General features: G+C 71.0%; 12 protein-coding genes and 1 pseudogene. 5 read left to right on the top strand and 8 right to left on the bottom strand.

Annotated elements, in window-relative coordinates:
* Positions 1-75: 75 nt before the first annotated feature.
* Positions 76-4,194 (bottom strand): FG-GAP-like repeat-containing protein, encoded by a 4,119-nt coding sequence (locus AB0Q96_RS20340; protein WP_365327283.1) that lies wholly within the window; start codon positions 4,192-4,194, stop codon positions 76-78.
* A 128-nt stretch (positions 4,195-4,322) separates the two neighbouring features.
* On the opposite strand from AB0Q96_RS20340, the gene AB0Q96_RS20335 reads away from it, so the two are divergent.
* Positions 4,323-4,724, top strand: coding sequence for a hypothetical protein (locus AB0Q96_RS20335; protein WP_365327281.1), 402 nt, complete (start codon positions 4,323-4,325; stop codon positions 4,722-4,724).
* 88 nt (positions 4,725-4,812) lie between these two features.
* On the opposite strand, the gene AB0Q96_RS20330 is transcribed toward AB0Q96_RS20335, so the two are convergent.
* On the bottom strand, positions 4,813-11,097 hold the full coding sequence (locus AB0Q96_RS20330; RefSeq protein ID WP_365327279.1) for an RHS repeat-associated core domain-containing protein: 6,285 nt from the start codon (positions 11,095-11,097) through the stop codon (positions 4,813-4,815).
* Between the two features lie 337 nt (positions 11,098-11,434).
* Here AB0Q96_RS20330 and AB0Q96_RS20325 point away from each other — a divergent pair, with 337 nt between their 5' ends.
* Positions 11,435-15,319: an FG-GAP-like repeat-containing protein gene (locus AB0Q96_RS20325; RefSeq protein WP_365327277.1), complete on the top strand. Its 3,885-nt coding sequence runs from the start codon at positions 11,435-11,437 to the stop codon at positions 15,317-15,319.
* A 183-nt stretch (positions 15,320-15,502) separates the two neighbouring features.
* Here AB0Q96_RS20325 and AB0Q96_RS20320 read toward each other — a convergent pair whose 3' ends face one another.
* From AB0Q96_RS20320 to AB0Q96_RS20305, 4 genes are all read right to left on the bottom strand, one after another.
* Positions 15,503-15,793, bottom strand: coding sequence for an SHOCT domain-containing protein (locus AB0Q96_RS20320; RefSeq protein WP_365327275.1), 291 nt, complete (start codon positions 15,791-15,793; stop codon positions 15,503-15,505).
* Between the two features lie 32 nt (positions 15,794-15,825).
* Complete coding sequence (locus AB0Q96_RS20315; protein WP_365327273.1) at positions 15,826-16,281, bottom strand: DUF6325 family protein; 456 nt, start codon at positions 16,279-16,281, stop codon at positions 15,826-15,828.
* Positions 16,282-16,460: 179 nt separating this feature from the next.
* Complete coding sequence (locus AB0Q96_RS20310) at positions 16,461-16,967, bottom strand: nuclear transport factor 2 family protein (protein WP_365327271.1); 507 nt, start codon at positions 16,965-16,967, stop codon at positions 16,461-16,463.
* Positions 16,968-16,972: 5 nt separating this feature from the next.
* Positions 16,973-18,313, bottom strand: a complete 1,341-nt coding sequence (locus tag AB0Q96_RS20305) for a hypothetical protein (protein ID WP_365327269.1) — start codon at positions 18,311-18,313, stop codon at positions 16,973-16,975.
* 363 nt (positions 18,314-18,676) lie between these two features.
* On the opposite strand from AB0Q96_RS20305, the gene AB0Q96_RS20300 reads away from it, so the two are divergent.
* Positions 18,677-19,588 carry a transposase family protein gene (locus AB0Q96_RS20300; protein WP_365327267.1) on the top strand — a complete coding sequence of 304 codons (912 nt, stop codon included), beginning with the start codon at positions 18,677-18,679 and terminating at the stop codon, positions 19,586-19,588.
* 241 nt (positions 19,589-19,829) lie between these two features.
* On the opposite strand, the gene AB0Q96_RS20295 is transcribed toward AB0Q96_RS20300, so the two are convergent.
* Positions 19,830-21,275 (bottom strand): MFS transporter, encoded by a 1,446-nt coding sequence (locus tag AB0Q96_RS20295; protein WP_365327265.1) that lies wholly within the window; start codon positions 21,273-21,275, stop codon positions 19,830-19,832.
* Positions 21,276-21,397: 122 nt separating this feature from the next.
* On the opposite strand from AB0Q96_RS20295, the gene AB0Q96_RS20290 reads away from it, so the two are divergent.
* Positions 21,398-21,994 (top strand): TetR/AcrR family transcriptional regulator, encoded by a 597-nt coding sequence (locus AB0Q96_RS20290; protein ID WP_365327263.1) that lies wholly within the window; start codon positions 21,398-21,400, stop codon positions 21,992-21,994.
* A gap of 185 nt (positions 21,995-22,179) precedes the next feature.
* On the opposite strand, the pseudogene AB0Q96_RS20285 reads toward AB0Q96_RS20290, so the two are convergent.
* Positions 22,180-22,494, bottom strand: a pseudogene (locus AB0Q96_RS20285) (transposase); the annotation flags it as partial.
* 467 nt (positions 22,495-22,961) lie between these two features.
* On the opposite strand from AB0Q96_RS20285, the gene AB0Q96_RS20280 reads away from it, so the two are divergent.
* A protein-coding gene (locus AB0Q96_RS20280; protein ID WP_365327261.1) for an IS5 family transposase occupies positions 22,962-23,832 on the top strand; the annotation gives its coding sequence in 2 pieces (ribosomal slippage) (positions 22,962-23,267 and positions 23,269-23,832; 870 coding nt in all).
* The last annotated feature ends 3 nt before the right edge of the window (positions 23,833-23,835 follow it).

Below are 23,835 nucleotides of genomic sequence, written 5' to 3'. Positions count from 1 at the left end.
GCACCGACGGCCCGGAGCGCCAAGCGCTCCGGGCCGTCGTCCAGTCCGCCTTCCGACTTCCTACAGGAGGTCAGGTCAGAGGATCAGGTCCAGCGGGCCCCAGCCCGTGCCGATCAGGGTGCGGCCCGTGGGGAGGTAGTCGTAGAGTTCGCCCTGGTCCGTCAGGCCCACCGATTCCGCCGCGCCGTCGCTGTCGAGGTCCGTGGCGTACGGGGTCCAGTAGCCGTTCCACCAGCCGTTGCCGTTGAAGTAGCGGGCGCCGAAGGTGATGGCGCCGTCGGTGCCGGTGGTGTTCGGGTAGACGTACAGGTCGCCCTGGTCCGTGCGGCCCATGATGTCGATCTTGTGGTCGCCGTTGAGGTCCGCGAAGCGGATCGTGGTCCAGGACGCCGGCCACCAGCCGTTGCCGATGAAGACGCGGCTGCCGAAGGTCTGGGTGCCGGTGCCCCCGGCGTGCCGGTAGACCCACAGGTCGCCGCCGCCGTCGCGTCCGATGACGTCCGTGCGGCCGTCGCCGTCGATGTCGCCGAAGCCGAGGGTGTCGTACATGTTCCAGCCCGTGCCGATCAGGACCGGGCTGCTCACGGTCTGGGTGCCGGTCCTGCCGGTGCCCGGGTAGAGGACGAGGTCGCCGTCCTTGTCGCGTCCGACGATGTCCGTGTAGCCGTCGTTGTTGACGTCCGCCGTGTAGGCGTTGGTCCAGTAGTCGCGCCACCAGCCGTTGCCGACGAAGGAGCGGCCGCCGAGCGTGCTCTGGCCCGTACCGCCGGTGCCGGAGTAGACCCACATGTCGCCGTGGGCGTCCCGCGTGAGCACGTCGGTGTAGCCGTCGGCGTTGTAGTCGGGGCGGCTCTGGGAGCCGCTGGTCCACTGGCCCTGGCCGACCGCGTTGTAGAGCACCAGCACGCCGCGGGCGTGCAGGATCGCGTAGCCGCCCGGCTTGTCGCCCGTCCGGCTCTCCCACAGGGCGGTGGAGCCGTCCGCCGCGTAGACGACGAGGTTGCCGTCGTTCCGCATGCGGGCCACGGCGCCCTGGTGGCCGGCGGTGTGCGTGGCCCACACGCGCTTGTCGCGCGTGAGGAGGACCAGGTCCCCGTCGGTCTGCATGACGAGCTTGGACACGCCGCTCGTGTACGCCTGACCGGAGGCCAGCGTCGTGCCCGGCGGGATCCGGGCGCCGGAGACGCCGTCGATCCGGAAGCCTCCGGAGAACGAGTTGACGGTGCCGTCCCAGGCCTGCCCGTACCAGCCGAACATGGTGTTGTCGGCCTGGCGGGCCCACAGGTCGGTCACGCCGTCACCGGACAGGTCCCCGGCGGACCCCACCTGCGGATAGGCGGCCTCGGTGACGCCGACGCCCACGACGGTGCGGCCCTCGACGCCCCAGGTCGCCAGGTCGACGGCCCTGCCCTCCGCGCTCTTCTTGCCGTAGCTGCGCAGGATGTCGCCGTTGGACCGGTCCCGCAGCCACAGGTCGGGGATCGCGTCGCCGTTGAGGTCACCGGGTGCGATGACGGTGTACGCGTCCCAGTCGGCCCCGCCCACGAGGACCGGCGCGCCGAGCGTGTCCAGGGTGAGGCCCGCCCGGTTGCCGAAGTAGGCCCACAGCCGCTTGTCCTGCTTGACGAGCAGGTCGGGCTGGCCGTCCCCGTTCAGGTCACCGGGGCTGAGGATCTGCGAGGCGCCCTGCCAGTGGTCGTCGCCCTCCTCCGTGCAGCCCAGGTCCTCGTCGCGACGGGGGCAGGAGACCGTGACCTCGACGCGCTTGTTCCCCTGGACGTGGCCGAGCCCGTTGTTGGGGTACATCCACAGCTTGTCGACCCGGTCGTTCGGATCGGGTTCCAGGGTGAACAGGTCGTTGTAGCCGTCCTGCCCCCAGTCGCCCGAGACCACGGCCTGCGCGGCGCCGAGGCTCACCCCGCCGTTCGTGGCGGAGGAGAAGGTGGCGTCGCCCTGGCCCGCGTACGTCACCAGGGTGCCGAACGAGTCCTTGCTCCAGATGTCGTGGTGCCCGTCGCCGTTGACGTCGTCGGCCTGGTCCCTGGTCTGGGAGCGGCCCGCGTAGAAGAGGTAGGTCGCGGTGTCGGAGCGGTTGCCCGCCTGGTCCTGGCTGAAGGCGTACACGAAGTGCGGGCCCACGCCCGGCGGCGTGAGTTCGACGGTGGTCTGCCCGCCCGCCGGCACCGTGGCGGTCTTCACGTCCGGGTCCCAGTCGGTGTAGTAGCCGTACCGGACCACGTCGCCGACCCCGTTGGCCGAGAGCGTGAAGGAGCCGGGAGTGCGCGCCTTGCCGGTGACCGAGGGCCAGCCCGCGTCACCGTTGGGGAAGGCGGCCGAGTCGATCGTCGGGGCCTTCTCGGGCCGCGTACGGTCGACGGTGAAGGTGCAGGTCCGGCTCCAGTCGGAGTACTCGCTCTGGTCGTACGCGCGCACCCGCCAGGTGTACGTGCCCGAGGGCAGCTGGGCGTCCGGTACCACCAGCGTCGACACCCGGTCGCGCAGACCGGGGATCCAGGAGTCGACGACCGTGGCGCCGTCCTTGTAGACCTGGAACTGGGCGGACAGATTGCCCGCGTTGGGGTCCGTGACGAAGGCGTACAGGCTGACGGTCGTGTTGCCGATCACGCCGCCGGTCGCGCAGTCCGTCCGCGGGTTGGTGCCGAGGCCGGTCGGGGTCTGCGGCGGGTTGTTGTAGACGGTCTCCAGGACCGCCGTCTTCGGGTCGAACTTCTTCCAGCCGAAGGTGTCGTGCTCGTTCGCCGCGTACAGGCCGAGGGTGATGCTGTTCTCGCCCGCGGCCGCGACGCGCTGCATCTTCCAGGTGAGGTCGAACTCCAGGTTGCCGCCGGGGCAGCTGGAGGACCAGCCCTTCGACTGGTTCACGTCGGCCAGCCAGTCGACCTTCGCGGGCTGGTTGTCCCAGGTGGTCTTGTCGCTGATCCCCTTGGTGTGCCACAGCTGTACGGGCCGGGCCTGGCAGGACCAGGACCACACGTTCTTGATGCGGAAGGTCGAGGAGGTGACCTTGGCGCCCCGCAGGTTCGAGGTGTCCATCTCGAAGAACGAACGCGACAGGCCGCCGGTCTCGTTCTCGTACCCGACGCGGGCCACCTCGTTGGCGTTCCAGTAGCTGTTGCGCGGGTACTTCTGGTAGACGCGGGTCCAGTTGTTGCGCCCGCCCCAGGCCCACGAGGGGTCGATGTAGACCGGGTAGGTCGTGTCGGGCGCCTTCAGCAGGGCCTGGTCGGGGGTGATCTGGAGGCTGTTGCCGCTGACCGTGGTCGGCATCACGGCCTCCTTCGCGCCGGCGGGCTGCTCGAAGGAGCTGTCCGGCTCGGCGGCCGAGGCCGCGGCGGCGGCCGGGGCCGGATCCGAGCTCGCCGCGAAGGCGGCCGTACGCGGGGGCGCGGCGGTCTTGGCGAGGCTGGCCGGAGCGGTGGCCGTGGTGGAGTCCCACATGACGGGCGACGGGCTGGTGAAGACGGTCTGGCCGGCCGGGTCGGTCGCCGTCACGGCCCCGGTCCCGGCGTCGGTGGAGACCGTCACGCCGACCGTGGACATCGTGTACTTCAGCGTGGCCAGCTGGGGGTTGGCCGCCGCCTGCGGCGTCTTCACGACGATCAGCTGGGAGAAGCCCTCGACCTCCGCCTTCAGCTGGAGGTCCACCCCGGGCAGGATCTCGGCGTAGGTCGCGACGTTGCCGTCGAGGGTGGGCTTGGGCAGGGCCGTGGGCCAGGACAGCGACAGCGTACGGCCGTCCTTGACCCCGGTGAGGATGGGGCCGGTGCCTCCGCCGGAGAACGAGACCAGGACCGAGGTGGCCCGGGGGCGCACCGATCCGTCGGCGGCGAACTCCAGGGTGGGGTCGGTGGCGACCCAGGCACCCGCGCGCAGGATCCGCACCGGGGTCCCGTACCGCTTCACGGAGAACGTTCCGTCCGGGTTCACCCAGGTGTCGGAGAGCTCGGTGCGGGCGGTGGTCAGCTCGACCGGCCGCCCCGTGGCCTTCGCGTCCCGCAGCGCCTTGTCCTCGGGACTGACCCGGCCGTCGTCGCCGGGGTCGGTGACCACGGACGGGACGGCGGACGCCACGGGTACGAGTGCTCCGGCGCAGCCGATGCCGAGGACTGCGGCGAGGACCGTGGTGCCACGGAGGACCCGTCTCCAACGGCTCTTGCTCGGTATGACGGACATGCTTCTCACTTCGTTCGGTTCACGGTGTTCGTTGGACAGGTGGACAGGTGGACAGGTGGAGAGAGGTGGGTGGAGGGAGGAGGGGAGGCGGTTCGCCGGGACCGGGCGACGGCCGGGATACTGCCTCCATGAGCAGATACACCGAGGTCATCGTCCTGGCGCGCCGTGCCGAGGAGGTGATGGAGCCGCTGACCCGGCCCGACGAGGGCCGGGAGTGGCACCAGAGCTTCACCCGGGTCGGCGACAACGTCTTCGCGGGCTCGGGCTCGCCGTCGGACGAGTGCTACGCCTGGGTCGTCCAGTTCATCCGGAGCAACTGGCGCGGCCTGTTCGCGCACCTGGAGTCCTTGCCGTGGCCGGACCCCTGGTCGGTGCAGGTCCTCCTGCGGGACGAGGACGACGACTGCTTCGGGCTGTGGATGCTGTTCGACGGACGCCTGGTGGAGGTGCCGCTGCCGCGCACACGGCGCGAGCCGTTCTCCGACACCGTCACCGGCGTCCTCTCCCGGACCGACCGGCCCGGGCGCTGACCGGACCGACCGGCCCGGGCGCTGACCGGACCGGCGGCGGTGCGCCCTCGCGGACGCACCGCCTGTACGGTGCCGGGTGCGGCGCCTCCTACGCGCAGTTCGGCCCCGAGGGGTCGCACATGGTGGACGGCGGTTCGGGGAAGAACGGATCCGGTTGGCTGTCCGTGAAGCCGAACGGGTCGACCGAGTCCTTGAACATCTCCCAGCCGCCGCGCGTCCAGCCGTAGTCCCGGATGTAGATGGGCGCCTGGATGCCGCTGATGATCGCCCCGATGCCGGGGAACTTCACCTTGACCTTGGGACCCTTGGGCCGCTTCATCGGGCCGGGCTTCGGCACCGTCTTCGGCGTCGGGGGCACGAGCCGCCGGGAGTCGAAGTCACCCGGCGGGTAGATCACCCGGACGTTCGGGTTGTTCTGGTAGTGGGCGGCGTACTCCTCCGCCTGGGCCATGTCCTTGGCGACGAACACGACCGTGCCGGTCTGGTTCTTGAGCTTCTTGTCGATCGTCCCGTGGTTGTCGGCGACGCCCCGGGTGGACTCGGTGGCGTCCGCGGTCTCGACGTCGACGATCTGCCCGTTCTTCCAGGTGACCTTCACGAAGTCGGCGGTCGTCTCGGCGTTGACGGCGTTGCCGTCGATGTCCTTGATCGGCGCGTCCTTCCGCACCGTGGTCTTGCCCGCCTGTGAGTCGTCCTGGAGCAGGTACTGCACGCCGTTGCCCGTCTTCGGGTCGTAGTACATCCCGGCCCGCTTCAGGTCGTCGTTCAGGGTGTCGAACGCCTTCGCGCCGGACGCGTCCGGCTTGTCGGTCATGTGGTGCGGGACGCCCTGCTTGTCGTAGACCGTGGTGATCTTGCCCTTGCCGTCCACGTCGGCGGTGAGCGGCCTGCTCTCGTCGACGTGCCTGAGCCGCCCGCCCTGGCACTCGCCGGGGTTCGCCTGGCAGTACGCCATCAGGTCCGGGTCGTAGAGCCCCGACGGGTCGCTGCGCGTGACCGGGTTGTTGTGGCTGTACCCGTAGCCGTCGAGCTGCAGCGGATCGTTCAGGTCCATGACCGGGTCGACCGAGACGAACCGGCCGATGGCCGGGTCGTACTCGCGCGCCCCGAGATGGGTGAGCCCGGTGTCCGCGTCCTTGGTACCGCCGACGAAACCACGGTCGCCGGTCCAGGCGGTGGGCTGCGCGCCGCGCGGTCCGCCGAAGATGCCCGTCTTGCGGCGCACGATCGTCTGCGTGGCGGCGTCGACCTGGGTCGTGCCGGTGCCGTGGTGGTCGGCGAGCAGGAAGGTCAGCTTCCCGCCCGTCCGCAGCGCGATCGTGGTGCCGCCGGCGGAGTAGTAGCGGGTGCCGGTGACGTTGCCGTCGCCGCCCGTCCTGAGCTCGTTGCCGCCGGGCAGGTAGAGGGTGGTGCCGGTGGAGTCGGTGCGGAACAGCCGGGAGCCGGCCGCGTCGTACCGGTAGCTCGTCACCACGGAGCCCTGGGTGGTCCTGGCCAGATGGCCCTCGACGTCCCACTCCAGCTTCTGCTCGGCGGCCGTGCCGGTCTTGCGGCTGACCGTGCGCCCGCCGGCGTCGTAGCCGTACGCCTCCGTGACGTTCCCGCCGGGCCCCGTCTGGCTGACGGACGGCAGACTGTGCTTGCCGGTGGGCGGCGCCCCGTAGGTCCGGGTGATGTCACCCGTCGGACCGGACGCCGTCGTGTGCTGGACCTCGCTCGTCCGGTTGCCCGTGACCCCGTAGGCGTACGTGGTCCAGTACGCGTCCGGTCCGCCCACCGTCGAGGCCGACGGGCCGGCGGTGCAGCCGCCCGGGGCGGTCGACGCCGCCGTCCACGCCTCGGTGATCTGGCGCAGCGCGTCGAGGGTGAAGCACTGGGTGTCCGTCACCTGCTGCGCGTCCTGGCCCGACACGGTGTTCACCGAGGTGATGTTGCCGGTCGGGTCGTAGGTGTAGCGGGTGTCGTCGATGCGCTGCGGCGCCAGCTCCCGGTCGGTGACCGCCCGGGTCAGGTCGCCGGTGTGCTCGTCGTACTCGAACGAGGACCACAGGTGCTTCGCGAACTCGCCGTACTCGGTCCGCGTCGCCCGGCCGTAGTGGTCGTACGTCATCGCGGAGATCAGCGGGTCGGTGCCCGCGCCGATGGTGTTCGGCAGGCCGCCGGCCGCGGTGTAGGTGTTGACCAGCTTCTCCGACGGGAGTCCGCCCATGGCGGGCTGCTGGACCCACATCACCTGGTTGGTGTTGATGTTGTAGCTGGTGGTCCACTTGTAGGTGCCGGCCAGCGCGCCGTTCTCCGTGGACGCCGGGACGGTGACCTGGGTGCCGACCGGGCTGTAGGCCCCGTTGTAGTTGACGACGGATTCCTCGTACGCCAGGCCGTCGATCCATCGGGTGGACTTGGCCGGCTTGCCCTTGCCGCCGGTGGCGGTGTCGTACGTCCACGTCGCCAGGGTGGTGGTGCCCCGCTTGAGCGCGGTCTGACGGCCCAGGTCGTCGAAGTCGCTGTGCAGCGTGACGCCGCCGGCCTTGGTGACGTCGGTGGCCCGGTCGCCCCGGTCGAAGGTGGTGTCGGTGATGCCCTTGTCCGGGTCGTCGACGTGGACCTGCCGGCCGCGGACGTCGTAGCCGTAGCTCCACGCGGCCCCCGAGGGGTCGGTGACCCGGGCGAGGAAGCCGCGCTTGTCGTAGGCGTACCGGGTGGTCCGGAACGCCGTCCGGGCCGCGTCGGTGTACGTCCGGATCTCGCTGGTGCGGCCCTTGGCGTCGGTCACCGTCGTCGCGGCGGTGCCGCCGCGCGGCGGCACCACCGTGGTGGTGTCACCGGTGTAGACGGTGCTGGTCCGCTTGGTCTCGTCGCCGAACCTGCGGGAGACGACGTCGGTGACCCGGCCCGCCCCGTCGTACAGGGTGTCGGTGGAGGACGGGTAGTTCAGCTCCTCGCCGGTGACCAGGACGGGTCCGGCCGTTCCGGTGGCGAAGTAGGTGCCGGAGTCGCGCCAGACCAGGCCGCGGGTGTCGTAGAAGCTCTCCTGGATCAGCCGCCCGGCTCCGTCGGGGGACGGGGTCTGGGTCTGCCGCGCACGCAGCAGGCCGTCGAAGAAGGAGTAGGCCGTGCGGTAGACCGAGTTGTGGTCGAGGGTGCTCGTCGCGACGACGTTGGGGCCGTCGTTGCGGACGGTGTAGCCGAAGGTGTACGTCGGCGACGTCGGGTAGGTGGCTGCCGGCCGGGTCGGGGTCCAGATCTTCACGACCCGACCGAAGGGGTCGTACGCCGTCGTGGTGACCCGGTTGTTGGCGTCGGTGACGGTGAGCGGCTGGGAGCGCAGCGGGTCGGAGACCGTGGTGATCTGGTGGCCCAGCGCGTTGGTGGCCACCGTGGTGGTGGGCACCTCGCCGACGGCCGGGGTGAAGACTGTCGTGCTCTTCTTGCCGTACACGTCCGTCGTGCTCAGCGGGCGGCCGTAGACGTCGAAGTCGCCCACCGGGGTGGTGCTGGTGACCTCGTACCCGGTGCCGCTGCCGTTGATGGACTCGAGGCGGGTGACATCGCCCTTGGTGGGGGCGGTGGCGGGATCGGTCGCGCCGTCGAAGTAGCTGCGGTTGTCGGAGATGACGTCGGCGGGCCGGCTGATCGCGCCGTCGCACGCCCCGGCGACCACCTCCGTGCGGTACACCCGGTCGACCATCCACGCGGCCGTGTTCCGGGCGTAGGACGCCGTCGTGCAGGACTCGTCGCCCGCCTTGTCCACGTCACCGAGGTCGGACGTCTGGTCGACCATGCCGTAGGAGTCGAAGTGGCGGGTCAGCGCGGTCTCGCGGGTGCCGCCGGAGACGGTCGTGCGCGACTCCTCCTTCTCGACACCCGTCCGGTACGCCTGGAGGTCCGGCAGACCGGTCCGGGCGCGGGTGGCCGTCGGCGCCGAGCGCCACGGGGTCGTGGCGGTCGCGGAGACCAGCTTGCTCGTGTCGTCGCCGTCGAACGAGGCGGACGCCCGCGGCATCCCCGCGAACTGCTCGCGGTCGGTGGCTGTCCGGCCGGCGTAGTCGGCGACCTGGGCCCCGTCGATCCCGCGGAAGTACCGGGTCTCGGTGAGGGTCTTCGGGTCGAAGGCCGCGCCGGTGCGGGTCTGCACCCGGCCGTAGCCGCGCGGGACGGAGTAGGTGCGGTCCTCCGCCTTGGTGAACTCGTCGGTGCTCTTCGCCCAGGCGGCGCCGTCCAGATAGGCGTACGAGGTCACCTTGTCCGGCGTCTCGACGAGGTTGTCGCCCTCCACGACCTGGGTGACCACATAGCTGTTGAACCAGTCCTGCTTCGCCGTCTCACCCTCGTACGCCCACTTCACCGGGAAGCAGCGCGTGGTGTTGGAGGCGTCCGCCGGGGGCAGGGAGCTCGCGGTGCAGTCCGGCTGCGAGTAGTACGCGCCGATGGTGCCGCCGGTCTCGGTGGTGATCTGGTACATCCGCAGCCGGACGAACGGCGCGAGACCGTCGCCCGTCCTGTCGACCCGGTTGGCGCGCTGCTCGCCCGCGAACGTCACCGGGGGCAGCGTGAGATCGGCGCCGACCTTGCCGGTGTGCGTGATGGACTTCAGCCACATCGGGGTGGAGATGCCGTCACCCGAGGGGGGGAAGTCCTGGTCCAGGGTCCAGACGTCGACGTCCTTGTGGACGCCGCCGGTGAGGACCTTGGTGGTGATCGTCGTCAGGCGCTTGCGGGACCAGTACGTCGGGGCGAACCGGTCCTTGCAGTCGTCCCCGTCCTTGCAGTACTGGTCGAACGGGGTGTCGGGCCAGTTCTTGGCGTTGGTCTCGTCGAAGGTGCCGCACCCGGTGAGGCAGCGCTCGGAGACGCCGAAGTCGACCCGGCCCATCGGCTTGCCGGTGTAGACGGCGTCGCCGCGCAGACCGTAGTCGATGTGGTCGAGCCAGCCGCCGCGCACGTACGGGGTCGGCGACCCCTTGCCCGTGGTCGAGTCGTAGGCGCGGGCGTAGTTGTTCTTCTCGGTGTTCCAGTAGTACGCCATCGCGTTGCCGTGGGGGTCCACGACGTAGTCGAGCTGCCAGCGCCAGGCCTGCTGGCACCAGCCCGCGGGGAAGCTGGCGTTGTAGCAGGGCTCACCCGGCTGGTTGCCGAAGACGGGCGTCGTCCAGGCGGAGTCGGTGACGGGGTCGTCCGCCGCCGCGCCGTGGTCGCTCCAGCCCGGGAGGCGGTTCAGACCGAAGAAGTACTGGGTGCCGTCGGGCGTCGTGACCTTCCAGTGCTCACCGTCGTTGTCGCCGTTCGCCGCCCCGGTCAGGCGCTCGACCTTCTCGCCCGAGTCCGCCTCCGGGTGCCAGCCCTTGCCGGACTCGTACACGAGCTCGGTGGACTTGCCGCCCAGCGTCAGAGTGGCGTTGTCGCCGAACCAGCACTCGTCGAAGCGCTTGGTGGTGTTGGTGCCGCCGGTCTTGTCGTCCTCGCAGCCGATGTAGCGGCGCTCGATGAAGCCGGGTTCGTAGGACCACCCGTCACCGAGCCAGCCGGGCTGGTTGTTGGAGGCCGCCGTACGCCCGTCCACCGACTGCGAGTTGTAGCCGAGCGCGATGCCCGGGACGAGACCGCCCGGCACGGACGGGACCTTGACCGGGTAGTTCCAGCTGAGGGCTCCGGTGGAACCGCCGGCGCTCCAGGCGCCCGACGCCTGCAGGGGGCTGGCCTTGTAGTCGCCGGAGGAGCCGCCCGCGCCCGCGGTCAGGGCGAGCACGGTCGCGCCGCCCGAGGAGAACGCGGCCGTGCGGGCCGACGCCGCTCCGGTGGGGGCGCCCGCGCCGGACGCGGCGGGGAGCTCGGCCGAGACCCGCAGCTTCTCCGTGTCGTTGCGGCCGGCGAGCGGCCGACGGCGCTGGCACTCCGCGCGTTCGGGCGTGGTCAGCGCACAGCCGGGCAGCTCGACGAGGCGCAGCCGCGCCGCCCAGTCGCCGCCGTAGGCGCCCTTGAACGCCGCGTAGTCGACGGAGACTTCTGACCGGCCGGAGGCGGCGGAGCCGGTGGTGCCCGCCGCGGGGCGCACCGAGAGCAGGACGCCGTCCACTCCGGCCCTGCGCGTGGCCGCCCGGTCGGCGACGGTCACGTCGACCCGGGTCGTTGCGGGCTTCGTCGCCCCGGGCTTCGCCGCGAGGGCGCTCCGGGACCGGGCGCCGGGCGCGGCGGCGGTGCTCGTCACCGTGACGGGCAGCGAACCCGCCTTGCCGGCGGCCGAGCGGCGCGCTCCGGCCGGGACGGCGCCGAGGTCGAGCGTGGTGCGTCCCGGGAGGGGCCAGGTGACGGGGCGCGCGCCCTTCCAGGGGTGCGCGGCGGCGTCGTCCTTGCGCTTGGTGCCTCCCGCTGTCATGGGGGCGACCGGAACGGGCTTCGGTTGGTGGAGTTCGGGCAGGGAGGGCCCGCCGGGTCTGTTCGCGTCGGCTATGGAGGACGCCGGGAGCATCCCCACGAGCACGATCGCGGTGAGCGAGGCTGCCAGCCCTCGCCCGATGGTTCGTCTCACCATGTACCTTTCAAAGATCTTGGAATGATCGGGGTACCGTAACAGGCGCCGTGGAACGGAGATTGACCGTTCACAGGGGGCGGGGGAGAGGGACCGTCAGGAGCCGGGAACGGCGGGTGAACGGCCTGGACCATCGCGCTGACCTGGGTAGAGTCCCGCCTCGGTAACGAACCGAGGAGCACGCATGCACCATCACGGATCCCGCCGGTCCCACCGGCACAGACGGGCGCTCGAACGGGCGTTGGCGCTCGTCCTCGCCGTCGGCGTGAGCGCCGGCGCCCTGACGGCGGTCACGGCTGCACCCGCCGCGGCCGCCTGGGTCGAGCCCGACCCCGTCGCCGACGGCTCGATGAGCGAGGAGGACTTCGCCCTGAAGCGGGCGAAGGAGACGGGCCAGCCGTACGAACTCGTCTCGGCCCGCACGGAGTCCTCGGACACCTGGGCCCAGCCGGCCGGCTCGTGGACGGTGAAGCGCTACGGCACGCCGGTCCGGGTGCTGCGCGACGGCCGCTGGGTGCCGACGGACCCGACCCTGGAGTTCACCGCGGACGGGGCGGTGGCCGCCAAGGCCACGACGGTCTCGGTGAGGTTCTCCGGCGGCGGCACCATGCCGCTGCTCAGCGGCGTCAAGGACGGGCGCACCCTGTCCCTGTCGTGGCCGGCCGCCCTGCCGCGCCCGGCCCTGGACGCCAACGTCGCCACGTACGCGGACGTACTGCCGGGCGTGGACCTCCAGTTGAAGGCGGAGGTGGAGGGCTTCTCCCAGCTCCTCGTCGTGAAGACCGCGGAGGCCGCGCGGAATCCGGCCCTCGCCACCCTGAAGTTCAAGCTGGACACGGTCGGCCTGACGGTGTCGGCGGACGCCGCGACCGGCGCCCTGACCGCCGTCAACCCGGCCGGCCAGACGGTGTTCACCAGCCCGTCGCCGCTGATGTGGGACTCGACGACCGTCTCCTCGGAGAGCGGGACCGGGGCGCTCGCCGCGCGGTCGCTCGCGTCCGGTCCGGCCGCCGGCTCCGCGTCCGGTCCGGCCGCCGGCTCCGCCTCCGCGGCGAGCTCCGAGGCCGAACCGGCGGCACCGGGTGACCTGTTCACCCCGCCGGCGGGCGCGCGGGACGCGCACATGGACACCACGGTCGCGGGCGGCTCGCTCCAGATCACGCCCGACCAGGAACTCCTGACCGGCGGCTCGACGCGCTACCCGGTGTTCATCGACCCGTCATGGGCGTGGGGCAACCGCCAGAACTGGACCCGGGCGTACAAGAAGTACCCCACCACCTCGTACTGGAACAGCAAGGACGACGTCCGGGTCGGGTACGAGGCCCAGACCAACGGCCTGTCCCGCTCGTTCTTCCAGATGGACACGTCCGACATCAGGGGCGCGCAGGTACAGAAGTCGACGTTCCGTATCCGCAACACCTGGTCCTGGTCCTGCCAGGACCGCCCGGTGGAGCTGTGGAGCACCGGCTCGATATCCTCCGCCACCACCTGGAACAACCAGCCCGCCCGCGGTTCCCGGCTCGACACGGTCAACGACTCCAAGGGCTGGAGCTCGACATGCGCGGCCGGCAATCTGGAGTTCGACGCGACCGCCCTCGCGCGCCAGGCGGCGGCGGGCAACTGGGCGAGCGTGAACCTGGGCCTGTACGCCTCCAACGAGAGCGACACCTTCGGCTGGAAGCGCTTCGACCCCAAGACGGCGACGCTGGAGACCGCGTACAACAATCCGCCTCGCACCCCCTCCGGCCTGGGCACGAACCCCGCCACCAGTTGCGCGAACGGCGGTCTGGTCGGCAACACCCGGGTCTCGGTGTACGCCCTGGTGGACGACCCCGACGCCGGCAACCTGAACGCCGAGTTCCAGGTGTTCCCGGCCGGTTCCGGCACTCCGTCCGCCACGACCACCATCTCCGCGAACCGCGGCCGGGTGGCGACCTGGTCCGTGCCCGACACCGCGCTGCCCACGGGCGACTACCGCTGGCGGGTCCGGGCCGTGGACGGCGACGGGCTGCCCTCCGGCTGGTCGGAGACCTGCGCGTTCTCCGTGGACCGCACCCGGCCCGACCGGCAGCCCGTGATCGACTCCACCACCTTCCCGAACGGCGACAAGGGCTGGCCCGCCGGCACGGGCCGGGCGCGCACGGCGGGCACCTTCACCTTCGGCGCCAACGGCGTGCCGGACGTCAAGGAGATCCGCTGGTCCACGGACTTCGATCCGCGCACCCGCTCGGTGGCTCCCGGCGGCGGGGTGTCGATCACCCCGCCCGGATACGGCCCCCACTACGTGTACGCGTACAGCGTCGACGCGGCGGGCAACCGCTCCGACCTCGCCACGTACCTCTACTACGCGACCCGTTCGCAGGACCGGGACGGCCCCGGTGACCTGAACGGGGACGGCAACCGGGACATCTGGAGCGCGGACGGCGAGGGCCGCCTCGTCACCTACGCCGGTCAGGGCGGCGGCACCTTCTCCCCGGCCGGCAACGGCGGCATGACCTTCGACGGCGCGCAGGTGACGGCGTCCGGGGACTGGGGACAGGACGGCTACAACGACCTCGTCTCCCTCCAGTACGTCGCCAACGACAAGCGCAAGAAGCTGTTCGTCTACCCGAACAACGGGCAGGGCACCGTCAGCGACAACAGTGTCGAGCTGACCGTCGCCTGCCCGGCGAAGGACCCCGACCTCGGCTGCGACTACGGCGACGACTGGAGCGGCGACGACCACTGGTCCGACGCCGAGCAGATCGTGGCCCCGGGGGACATGAACGGGGACGGCGTCCCCGACCTGCTGGTCAAGCAGGGCCGGCAGCTGTGGGCCTACTACGGCAACCGTGCCGCCAAGACGCTCGACAACGACGGCGGCCCGGTGCTGGTCGGCAACGGGGACTGGGACCGGTTCACCGTCATCGCCCCCGGCGACGTGAACGGCGACGGCGTCCCCGACCTGTGGCTGCGCGAGGACACCACCGGCGACCTCTACCGGAGCTACGGCAGCAAGGGCGGCAACGGGCGCCTCGACCCCGCGACCTGGGGCACCGCCGGCCGCGTCAGGATCGGCTACGGCATCACCCGGGCCGAGTACCCCACCGTCGGGTCGGTCGGCGACCTCACCGGCGACGGGCTGCCCGACCTCTGGGCGCGCAAGGCCGACAACACCGTCATCGGCTGGCCGGGCATCGCGCCCGGCGCGGACGGGCGCGCCTTCGGCGCCGACTTCGCCATCGACGGGAAGCGCGCGCGGACTCCCGTCGCGGCCAACGAGGTGGGCAACAGCGGCGACCGGGTGCGATGGGCCGACTTCGACGGCGACGGCAAGCTGGACTACCTCACCGTCGCGGACAACGGGAACGTCGCCGCCTGGCTCAACCACGGCGGCGACACCGGTGGCGGGTGGCAGTACCTCGGCCGCGTCGCGACCGGTCTGACCACCGACCGGTCCCGGGTCCGGTTCGCCGACTTCGACGGCGACGGCAAGGCCGACTACCTGATGATCAACCCCAACGGGTCGGTCGTGGTCTACCTGAACCACGGCGGTGACCCGGGCGGCGGCTGGCAGAACCTGGGACAGGTGGCCACGGGCATCACCAATGACCCGTCCAAGGTCCGGTTCGCGGACTTCGACGGGGACGGCCGCACCGACTACCTCAACTTTGATGACGGCGGGCAGGTCTTCGCCCACCTCAACCGCGGTGGGGACATCGGCGGCGGCTGGCAGTGGCTGGGCCGGATCGCGACCGGGGTGAGCGCGGACCGGTCCCGGGTCCGGTTCGCCGACTTCGACGGCGACGGCAAGGCCGACTACCAGATCGTCTGGCCCGACGGCCATGTCGACGCCCACCTCAACCGGGGCGGCGACCCCGGGCACGGCTGGGAGCCCCTCGGCCAGGTCGCCACCGGCGCGACGAACGACCACACGCGCGTCCAGCTCGGCGACTTCACCGGGGACGGTCACGCGGACTACATCCTGGCGGGCGCCGGGAACAGCGCCGAGGTCTACGCCTGGAACGGCGGCGACACGGCCAGCACCCATGGCTGGATCTGGCTCGGACGCGTGGCGACGGGCACCTGACCGTACGGGCGACGAAGCCCGGCACCGATGCCTAGACAGCGGTGCCTAGACAGCGGTGTCTCGGCACCGATGCCCGGCGGTTCGCCCGCCGAGGCATCGGTGCCGGGGCTCCCGCCCTGGGGTCTGCTCCTTCCGGTGGCCGGAAGGAGCGGACCCCAGGGCACGGGCAGCTCGCTCAGGGCGTCAGGAGCCGAGGATCTTGCTCTTCTGGGCCGCGAACTCCGCCTCGGTCAGCACGCCTTGTTCCTTCAACTCGCCGAGTTCCTTGAGCTGAGCGATCTTGCTGCTCATGTCGTCGGCCGGGGCGGTGGCCGCGGCCGACGGCGGTGGCGGCGGTGGTGCGTACTGTTGCGCCGGCGCCGGTTCCTGCTGGGCCCAGCGGCCCGCCTGGCGACGCGAGACCCTGTTGGAGACGGCGGTCGCCGTCCCGGCCACTACCGCGGTGCGCGCCACGCCGCGAAGAAGTCCTGGCATGTCGATCCTCCTTCGATTGTCGTCCGCCGGCGTCAGGCGGCGCTGCCGCCCGATTCCTCCAGGGCGTCCAGCGAGGCCAGCAGGGCCTGCACGGGGACACGCCCGCCGGCCACGAGCTGCGCGCCGCCGCGCCGCAGTTCCCGCGCGAGGGGCGCGGCCCAGAGATTCTCGTAGACGAGGATGCCGGCCGAGTTGCCCGCCTCCAGGGCCGTCCCCGCCTCGTCGAGGTCGTCCTGACCGAGGAGTCCTGATGCGGAGCCCTCGAACACGGTCAGGTCCAGTTCGCCGTCGGCGTCGATATCCCGTAGCTCCACGCCGACGACACTGCCGTCGGCGTCCTTCCGGACGAACGAGAGGTCGAGAATGCGGATGATTCCTCTGTCGACCAGATCGAGGAGAAGGGGCAGTCCCTTGCCCGTCATACGGTTGCCGGGAAACTCGATGACCAGGTAGTCCACCGGCCCCATGTCCTCGAATTCATCGCTCATGACCACTCCACACACAGTTGGGAAGGACGCGACGGACCCCACCCCGTCGGTGCCGCGTCTCGACGGACGAGCCGGACGCAGTCCTGTCCCCATTGCAGCATCGGCCGGTGCCCCCCGCACGTCCACGCCGAGCCCGTGGAGACGACGAGCCCGCCCTGGACGTGGTCGGAAGGCAGCGGCTAAAGGGGCCCGTCAGCCGGCCGGGGTCCGCCGCTGAAAGGGGTGGCGTGGGTGGCCGGCTGGAGGGCGGTTTCGGGGAGCAGGCCGAGTTGCTGGAGGACGGCGGCACGGTCGTACGCGTCGACGCCCCGGGTGATCCGGCCGTCCTCGGCGAATTCGAGCAGGGCCATCAGGTAGAGCGAGAACTCCCGTCCCCGGGCCGATTCCGGCAGGCAGAGGAACGGCTTCCGGATCGTCGCGGTGTACCGCACGTGGGCCACCGCGTGGGTGCGACCGACGAGCACGCCCGTGCAGACGGACCGAATGTTGGCGAAGAGCTCCATGGCATTGCTGAAGTACTGCCGTAGTTCGTGGTGGCCCCGGTATGTGTGACCGAACGCCTTGTCCACGATCTCGGCGTCCTCGGTGTAGTAGGCCATGGCGTCGTCGGCCGCCGTGGGCGACTCCCACATGCCGACCCAGCGCTCCACGAACTCCCTCCGTTCGTTCTCGTCGAACTCTGACACGAGGATCAGTCCTTTCGGCGGGCGGCGGTGGTCGAGCCGGGCCGCCAGTGCCGGAGCACGGCGGCGACGACGTGGGGGCGGGCCAGGCCGGCGGGTGAGCCGGTCAGGCTGACGGCGTTCCAGACGGCGGCGGCGACCCGGGCGTCGGTGGCGGCGGCGCGCATGGTGGCCTGGAAGGAGCGGGCGAGCAGACCGGCCAGCGTGGGGTGGGTGCCGGGGACCTGTGGCATGGACCGGTCGGCCATGGTGGAGAACAGCCAGGGCAGCCGGACGGCCCGGGCGGCCTCCCGATGGAAGCGCCGGGGCAGGCCGGCCGTGCCCTTGGCGAGGCACCTGCGCAGGGCCTTCGCCTCCAGGGCGGCGACCGTCATGCCGGCGCCGTAGATCGGGTTGAGGCTGCAGACCGCGTCACCGACCGAGACCAGCCCCTCGGGCGCGCTGCGCAGCCGGTGGAAGTCTCGGCGGAGGGCGGCGGGGTAGGCGAAGGAGGAGATGCCGGTGATCGGCTCGGCGCTCTGGAGCCCGCGCCAGGTGTCGGGGGCGAGCAGGTCCCTGGCGAAGGCGAGGAAGTCCTGCTGCTGGTGTGGCGGGTGGTGGCCCTTGCCGAAGCCGTAGAGGGAGAGCACCCAGGCGTCGTTCTCCTGCTGGGTGAGGACGGCGCCGCGTGGGCGGGTCTGGGTGGCGCCGATCAGGACGCCCTTGGCCGGCCCGAGGGCACCCGGGGCCACCTGGTAGCGGCAGCTGGCATAGGCGACGTCCACGTGCAGGCGCCGCACCCGGGGCTCCGGATAGCCCAGCGCCCGGTACCAGGCCGCGCCACGGCCGGCACGGCCCATCGCGTCCACCACCAGGTCGGCAGCCACCTCCTCGGCGGACCCGGGCTCGCCCGGGCGGGCCAGCCGGACGCCGCTCACCCCGGCGGAGCCGTCGGTGATCGGCTCGATGGCCTCCAGTCCGGACCGCACGGTGACGTCGGGCAGGGCGCCGACCCGCTCGCGCAGACGGTCTTCCAGGAAGGGCCGACTCACCTGAAGCACCCGGCCGAGCGGCACCTGCCGCAGACGGGAGCCGAAGAACACGATCTCCAGCTCGTCGAGCGCCCCGGCGAGCGTGCCGCCGTCGGCCGCCAGCTCCTCGACGAACCCGGGGAAGAGCTCCTCCAGGACCACTGCTCCCCCGGGCGTCAGCGAGTGCACGTGCGCCCCCTGCGGGACGCCACGCCGGACCGCGGGGGCCGCCGCGAAGGTGTCCCGCTCGACCAGGGTGACGTGATCGAAGACCCCGGAGAGCGCCCGGGCGGCGCACAGCCCGCTGATGCCCGCACCGACCACGACCGCATGGCCCATGCCCGGCCGGCTACGGCTTCGCTCTGCTACCACGGTCGGCTCCGATCGCCTGCGCCCCGCCGGACCGTCGGGACGGCGACGCCACCTTCCCACCCGCCCACGGGTCCGCATCACCCCCTGGGCCGAACGGTCACTCGTTCGAGTGGCCTGCCAGGACGGTTCTCACCCGCACGGCCCCAGCCACCGGCGTTCACCACCACAGCCGGCGCCCGTCCGATCGACCTCGGAGTCGACACCCGTCATACGGTCCGACACGTCCGCAGACGCCAGTGCCTGCCTTACGAGCTCGTGCGTGGTAGGCGGTGAGACGTCGATCCTTGGATGGTCGATCATGGTCGAGTGATGGGGAACGCGTCTCGTGCCGTGATCATCAGCAACCGCAGGATCACGGGCCTGTCGGCGGAGGTGATTTCTGAACTCGTCGCCGAGGTAGGCCCGTTGTGGCATGAACGTCATCAGGTCAGGCTTTCCGCTCGACCACGGAAGCGGTCCGTGGAGGCCGGTGCGAAGCACCGGCTGGTGTTCGTCGACCGGCTCCTGGCCACCCTCGTCCATCTCCGTCACGGGGCCACTCACGATGTGCTGGCCTGCTGGTTCGGTGTGGACCGCTCCACCATCACCCGGGCCATCGGCGAGGTGCGGCCCCTGCTTGCCGGGCGGGGGTGCACCGTCAGTCCTGGCGTGCGGTTGCGGACCCTGGCCGAGGTCGTCGAGCACCTTGGTGCCAGCGGGAAGACCGGCATCATCGACGGCGCTGAGGTCCGGGTCCGGCGGCCCGCCGCCGGACGCAAGGACCGGGACAAATTCACCTCCGGCAAGAACAAGCAGAACGCCGTCAAATCCATGGTGGTCACGGACGGCAAGGGCCGCGTGCTGTGGTGCAGCCCGACCGAGCCCGGTAGCTGCGCGGACATCACTCATGCCCGCCAGTTGGGGCTGCTCAAGCTCCTGGCGGATGGCCCACCGGTGGAGGTCCTTGCTGATGCCGGCTACCAGGGCCTCGGTGCCCAGAGCGGCGGCCAGGTGGTGACACCACCGCACCGCAGGTTCAAGAAGGACGCTCCCGCCTGGTACGAGGAGATGTACGAGCGACAGCGCAAGGCGCACTCCTCACGCCGCATCCGGGTCGAGCACGGGATCGCCCACCTGAAGAACTGGCGGTCCCTGGCCCGGCATCTCGGCCGCCGCGAGCACATCAGCGACACCGTCCAGGCTGTCGCCGGCCTGCTCTCCCATCAGCAAACCGCGGACCTTATCCCCGCACGGCAGAGGTGAACAGCGAGCCCCGCCGGGATCCTCGACGTCTCACCGCCTACCACGCACGAGCTCGTAAAGGCTGTCCCGTAACTGCTGAACAGGTCTGACTTGGGGGGATGGTCGGTGGCTATCCGCCCATTGCGAGTGCCTAGGGGATGTTGCAGACGACGCACATGCCTGGGTAGCGGGCAGGTGAGCCCGTGGCCCGGGTGAAGGTCGGGCCGGGGCCGTGTCACAGGGCCCCGGCCCGCGCTCGAGGTCAGGCGTCCGCGCCGACCCGTTTGCGCATCAGCAGCGACGACACCAGCACACACCCGGTGAGCACAGCCGCGACGGTGAAAGCGGTGGTGACGCCATCGGTCAGCACCTGGTGTGCAGTCCCCTGTGCGTCACGCGTGGCGGTGCCGAAGGCGGTGATGAGGATCGCCAGGCCGAGCGCGCCGCCGAGTTGCTGCATGACGTTGAGCAGACCGGAGGCCGCCCCGGCGTCCTCGGTGCGGACTCCCGTCATGAGCACGGTGGTGATGCCGACCAGCAGGACCCCCATGGCCGCACCGATGATGACCATCGGCCCGAGGAGCGCGAACACGTACGTTGAACCCGGCGTCAGCTGTGCGAGCCAGAGCAGGCAGACCGTCATCACCGCGCCCCCGGCCGCGATCAAGGGCTTGGGGCCCGTGCGCGGCACGAACCGGGCGGCCACGTGGGATGAGGCCAGGATCAGTGCGGTGAGCGGCAGGAAGGCGAGTCCGGCGGTGAGCGGGCGGTAGCCACGTACCTCCTGGAGGAACTGGGTGAGGAAGAAGAACATGCCGTTGCCCGCCGCCATCTGGAACAGGAGTGCCAGGTAGCCGACGGCGCGGTCGCGGTCGGCGAACAGCCGCAGCGGCGTGATCGGCTGGGCGCTGCGCGCTTCGATCACCAGGAACAGGACGAGCAGGACCACGCCCGCGCCCAGGACGGCCAGTGCGCGGGCGTCACTGAAGCCTTCTTCGGCGGCGCGGATGAGTCCGAACACCAGGGCGGTCATTCCGGCGGTCGAGGTCAGCGAGCCGGCGACGTCCAGTCGGACTGTACGCCGTTCCGCCCCGTCGACGTACATCACTGCCAGGACCAGCAGGGCGGCGCCGATCGGCACGTTGACGTACAGCACCCAGCGCCAGGACAGCCAGTCGGTCAGCACGCCGCCGGCGATCAGTCCGAGTGCGGCACCGGATCCGGACACGGCGGCGTAGGCGCCCAGCGCCCGGGCCCGCGCGGCCGGCTCCGGGAAGTGGGTGGTGATGAGGGCCAGTACCGTCGGCGCGGCGAGCGCCGCACCCACACCCTGCCCCGCCCTGGCCGCCAGCAGCAGCCCTCCCGAGGTGGCCAGGCCGCCGGCGAGTGAGGCGGCGGTGAACACCGCGACCCCGGTGATGAGTGCCCGCCGCGGCCCGAGCAGGTCGCCGGCCCGCCCGCCGAGCAGCAGCAGGCCGCCGAACGCGAGCAGGTAGGCGTTCAGGACCCAGGACAGTCCCGCGGCGGAAAACCCGAGGTCGCGCTGAATCGCGGGCAGGGCGATGTTCACGACGCTGGTGTCGAGGATGAACATCGTCTGGCACAGCAGCACGGTCAGCAGCACCATGCCGGGTCTGCGGTCCTTCTTTGCAGTTCCCTCTTCCTTCCGCACCTCTGACCTCGGCGCGTTCCGCAGAGTTCCGGCCATGACGTCCTCCCCGATCGACAGCAACCCGACAGCAGCTCGACAGCAAAACGAGGAAGCTCCTCGCTTTGTTGTCGGGTAACATACGAGGAGGTTCCTCGTTTCGCAAGTGAAGGGGTTCTCCCATGGCCGCCGGACCCGGGACACAACAACCGACAGGCCGCAAGGACGCGCGGCGGAATCGTGAGCGGCTGCTCACCGCCGCGGAGGCGGCGTTCGCCCGCGAGGGGGTCAGCGCGTCACTGAACGACATCGCGCGTACGGCCGGGGTGGGAAACGTGACCCTCTACCGGCACTTCCCCACCCGCCAGGCGCTCCTTGAAGCCCTGCTGGGGGAGAGTCTGCGCAGCCTGCGGGCGCAGTCCGATGAACTGCTGGCGGCGGGAGATCCGTGGGAGGGGCTGGAGCTGTGGCTACACAAAGCCGTCGACCACGCCGCGACCTACCGCGGACTGGTGGAGACCTTGATGGACGCCGTCACCGACCCGGCGTCGGATCTGTACGCCACCTGCCGGGACGTCAGGGACGGCGGAGCGCAGTTGCTCGCCCGTGCCCAGCAGGCGGGCGCCGCCGGGACCGGCGTCGACCCGACCACCCTGTACTCCCTGATCGCCGCCACCGCCTGGGCGATCGAGCGGACACCCGAGCGCCGGGAGCAGCTGCTGGCGGTGACGGTCAACGGGCTGCGGGCCCGGGGTGTCGGCGGACCGGGCCCCGCGTGATCGGTTTCGTCGGTTCAGCGACGAGCGACTGTCGGTGACTCCGGCGAGACCCGGCTGTTTCAATCGGTTGAGGTTGCGCCGGTCTCGTCGAGGCTGGGTGTAGTTCCTTCTGAGTGAGCACACCCATGAGGTGAAGGTTTTCCCGCAACTGCTGAACAGGTCTGACCTGCAGGGATCTTGGGTGGCTATCCGCTCATTGCGAGGTTGTGCATGTGTGCGATTCGCGCTGGCTGCCAGAACACACCGTCACCCTTGCGGCGGCAGTCGCGCAGGACCTTCGAGTTCTTCATCCGGGAAGGGACGTGCTCGACCCGGGCCCGGACCTTGCGGTGACTGCGGTTGTGGTCGGCTCTCCAGCCAGTCACCTCCGCCTGTCCGGGCTGCCGCCGGTGTGGGATCAGGCATCCGGTGCCCCGATAGGCCCCGTCGGCCAGGACGAAAGCGTTGCCGCACGCCCGGTCGATCCCCGACGCGGCGAACGCCGTGCAGTCGTTGCGGTGCCGTCCACGATCACCACCTCGTCCGCCCGCGGCCGGGCCCGCGGCAGATCCAGGGCCGGCAGCGGAATGTGACGGTCGACGATCCAGCACGTGACCGCCGCGACGGCGGACCACACGCACCAGCTTCCGGAACGGTCCAACGGTCAACCCCGTGAAGAAGGGCACCAGTTCGTCGTCGATCGCAGACACAACACCCATGTCCCGACCAGCGCCTTCACGCCATTCGAGTTACGGGACAACCTTTAGTCTCCTTACGTTGGTAAAGCCCGTTGCCTCCTGACGCCTGAAGCGGCCAGGGGGCAACGGGTTCGTCACGTCGGCCCACGGCGACGAGGACATGGCTCGCCCACAACGCCGCCGTCGCCGCCATGCACCGCTTCACCGACAAGCAAGTTCGGCTCCTTCTAGGGCTAGGCCGTGTTTTAAGTCGGGTTCCAGTTCGCTCCTCGCGCCGTAATGATCACGGTGTGGGGCGCGGGGATCTTTGTGATGAGCAGTGGTCGGTGCTGGAGTCGTTGCTGCCTGAGGCGGGTGTGAGTCGTAGGTCGCCGGGTCGGCGGCGGCTGGTGGACGGTGTGCGGTGGCGGGTGTGGACGGGGGTCCCGTGGCGTGATCTGCCGGATGAGTACGGGCCCTGGCAGACCGTGTACGGGCTGTTCCAGCGCTGGCAGCGGCAGGGTGTGTGGGCCCGGCTGCTGACGTTGTTGCAGGCGAGGGCGGACGCGGCCGGGTTGATCACCTGGGAGGTCAACGTCGACTCCACGGTCTGCCGGGGCTCACCAGCACGCAGCCGGTGCCCGCCGGGACGGCGCCGGGCAGAAGGAACCGCCTGGCGGGGTTGTCACCGAGCCGGACGACCATGGGCTGGGCAGGTCGCGGGGCGGGTTCACCACGAAGATCCATGTGGTGTGTGAGCAGGGCCAGAAGCCGTTGTCTTTGCTGGTCACCGCCGGGCAGCGGGGTGACAGCCCGCAGTTCGAGCCGGTCCTGAACGCGATCCGAGTGCCCAGGACTGGTCCGGGCCGGCCACGAAACCGACCGCTGAGGGTGCGGGGCGACAAGGCGTACTCCTCCCGCGCGAACCGTGCCTACCTGCGCAGACGCGGGATCAGGTGCACGATCCCCGAGCCGGCCGACCAGGTCCGCAACCGCGAGCGCCGTGGTGGGGCCGGTGGCCGCCCGCCCGCCTTCGACTCTCAGGACTACAAGGCCCGCCACGCGGTCGAGTGCGGGATCAGCCGCCTCAAGCAGCACCGGGCGGTCGCCACGAGGTACGACAAGCTCTCCGTGCGCTACGAGGCAACCGTGCTGATCGCGGCCATCAACGAGTGGCTGTGATCG

The sequence above is a fragment of the Streptomyces sp. NPDC093111 genome (assembly GCF_040683955.1).
In the GTDB taxonomy this organism is placed as follows: domain Bacteria; phylum Actinomycetota; class Actinomycetes; order Streptomycetales; family Streptomycetaceae; genus Streptomyces.
The sequence above is the reverse complement of the archived record's forward strand: the minus strand, read 5'-3'. Positions and strand labels throughout refer to the sequence as shown.

Excerpts from the sequence above, each read along its gene's own strand:
- AB0Q96_RS20320 (WP_365327275.1), bottom strand. The coding sequence starts at position 15,793 with ATGCCAGGACTTCTTCGCGGCGTGGCGCGCACCGCGGTAGTGGCCGGG.
- AB0Q96_RS20290 (WP_365327263.1), top strand. The coding sequence starts at position 21,398 with ATGGCCGCCGGACCCGGGACACAACAACCGACAGGCCGCAAGGACGCG.
- AB0Q96_RS20325 (WP_365327277.1), top strand. The coding sequence starts at position 11,435 with ATGCACCATCACGGATCCCGCCGGTCCCACCGGCACAGACGGGCGCTC.
- AB0Q96_RS20340 (WP_365327283.1), bottom strand. The coding sequence starts at position 4,194 with ATGTCCGTCATACCGAGCAAGAGCCGTTGGAGACGGGTCCTCCGTGGC.
- AB0Q96_RS20335 (WP_365327281.1), top strand. The coding sequence starts at position 4,323 with ATGAGCAGATACACCGAGGTCATCGTCCTGGCGCGCCGTGCCGAGGAG.
- AB0Q96_RS20315 (WP_365327273.1), bottom strand. The coding sequence starts at position 16,281 with ATGAGCGATGAATTCGAGGACATGGGGCCGGTGGACTACCTGGTCATC.
- AB0Q96_RS20330 (WP_365327279.1), bottom strand. The coding sequence starts at position 11,097 with ATGACAGCGGGAGGCACCAAGCGCAAGGACGACGCCGCCGCGCACCCC.
- AB0Q96_RS20305 (WP_365327269.1), bottom strand. The coding sequence starts at position 18,313 with ATGGGCCATGCGGTCGTGGTCGGTGCGGGCATCAGCGGGCTGTGCGCC.
- AB0Q96_RS20295 (WP_365327265.1), bottom strand. The coding sequence starts at position 21,275 with ATGGCCGGAACTCTGCGGAACGCGCCGAGGTCAGAGGTGCGGAAGGAA.